2 protein-coding genes and 1 pseudogene are annotated in these 2,033 nt (G+C 42.1%); all 3 read right to left on the bottom strand.

Going from position 1 to position 2,033, the window contains the following annotated elements; all coding sequences use genetic code 11:
* A pseudogene (locus ACFVSH_RS25985) lies at positions 1-294 on the bottom strand (electron transfer flavoprotein subunit alpha/FixB family protein); the annotation flags it as partial.
* 70 nt (positions 295-364) lie between these two features.
* A complete protein-coding gene (locus ACFVSH_RS25990; RefSeq protein WP_387708671.1) occupies positions 365-1,138 on the bottom strand; it encodes an electron transfer flavoprotein subunit beta/FixA family protein in 774 nt (257 codons plus the stop codon).
* A gap of 123 nt (positions 1,139-1,261) precedes the next feature.
* A partial coding sequence (locus tag ACFVSH_RS25995; RefSeq protein ID WP_387708673.1) for an enoyl-CoA hydratase occupies positions 1,262-2,033 on the bottom strand: 772 nt, incomplete at its 5' end.

Below are 2,033 nucleotides of genomic sequence, written 5' to 3' on the forward strand. Positions count from 1 at the left end.
GGCCGTATGTCCAAAGAAAATTCCTTCTGGCTTTTCCTGCTCAATGACGGCAAGCAAGCTTTGTGCATATCCATCTGAAGTATATTGTTTCAATTGGTCATTTTCCACTGCCACAACCCGGTCCGCGCCATACTGGATCAATTCATTCCCGAAGTTTTGAACACTGTCACCAACTAAAACACCTACGATTTCCCCGCCATCTGCAGCAAGTTTAGCCGCACCGATAGCTTCAAATGATACATTTCTTAGTGAACCGTCACGAACTTCGCCCAATACAAGAAACTTTCTAGCCATTTATAAAAACCTCCTGTGCTCTATTTTTCTTTTTTGTCGTGTGTGTTGTTTTGAAAAGTACCGTTTAAGATCAAATCACTTTTGCTTCACTGCGTAATAATTGAACAAGTTCGCTAACTTGAACACTGATTTCTCCGTCCAATACTTTTCCAGCTTCTTTTTTAGCAGGAAGGTAAATTTCAATCGTTTTTGTTTTTGCCTCAACATCTTCTTCTTCCAAATCCAGGTCATCCAATTCCAATTCTTCAAGCGGTTTTTTCTTCGCTTTCATGATTCCTGGCAATGAAGGGTAACGCGGCTCATTAAGCCCTTGTTGAGCTGTCACCAACAATGGAAGGGATGCTTCGATCGTTTCAGAATCCCCTTCGACATCACGGATAACGCTTACATTTCCATTTGCTATGTCCAGTTTAGTAATGGTTGTAATATAAGGAATTTCTAAAATTTCGGCAACGCGTGGCCCCACTTGACCAGAACCGCCATCGATTGCTACGTTTCCTGCAATGATTAAATCGGCATTTTTACCTTTTAAGTATTCACCTATAATTTTGGCAGTCGTGAATTGGTCGCCATTTTCTATGTCGTCTTCTATATTTATCAATACGGCTTTGTCAGCACCCATTGCCAGCGCTGTACGTAATTGCTTTTCAGCCTCTTCGGTTCCGACAGAAATAACCGTTACTTCGCCGCCTTGTGCATCACGTACCTGGATTGCTTCTTCAACCGCATACTCGTCGTATGGATTAATGATGAATTCTGCTCCATCCTCATTAATTTTCCCGTTGGATAGAGTAATTTTTTCTTCTGTATCAAATGTTCTTTTCAGCAGTACATAAATGTTCACGATAATACCTCCCGAATGATTTGAGTTTTGAAGATTATGAATTTTATTGATATATAGTATTGTTCTACAGATTTCATCAAAATCCTGCATAATATATAAAAATAGTTATTTATACCAAAATCATCATTTCCCTTTGAATACAGCTTCCCTTTTTTCAATGAAAGCGCTGATTCCTTCTTGTGCATCAGCGGTATCGAAAGCCTGGCCAAAGAGGGCAGCTTCCCTTTCCACACCTTTATGATAGGAATCATGCTTAGAATAATTTAATAACTCAATGGCCGACTTTAAAGCCAGCGGGCTTTTCTTGGCAATTTTATTGGCTAGTTCCTTTGCTTTTGGAATCAGTTCTTCATCCGTGAAGGCATGATTCGCCAATCCGCTTTGCACAGCTTGCGTACCCGATATCGGTTCACTTGTAAACAGCATTTCAGCAGCCTTTGCCATGCCTACATAACGAGGAAGACGTTGGGTCCCGGCAAATCCAGGGATTAAGCCCAACTGCAGCTCAGGCAAACCAAGTTTAGCCCTTTCAGTGACCAATCGGATGTGACAGGCCATGGCCAGCTCCAATCCTCCGCCAAGCGCTGCTCCATGGATGGCTGCAATGACCGGTTTTGGAAAAGATTCGATTTTCTCAAATACAGATTGACCATTCTTGGTCAGCTTCTCGAAAGCTTTCCCGTTCTCCACTTCCGTAAACTCTTTAATGTCTGCTCCTGCAGAGAAGAATCTTCCTTCACCATGAAGAAGGACAACCCGTACGGCCTCGTCTTTCTCAATTTGATCGAAGGCCTGTGAAAGCTCTCCGATGATAGCAGAAGAAAGCGCATTTGCAGGTGCATGATCAATCGTTATAAAAGCCACATGATCTTCGACAGAAAGCTTAAGATATTCC

It is taken from the genome of Peribacillus sp. NPDC058002, from assembly GCF_042886655.1.
Classification (GTDB): domain Bacteria; phylum Bacillota; class Bacilli; order Bacillales; family DSM-1321; genus Peribacillus; species Peribacillus aracenensis.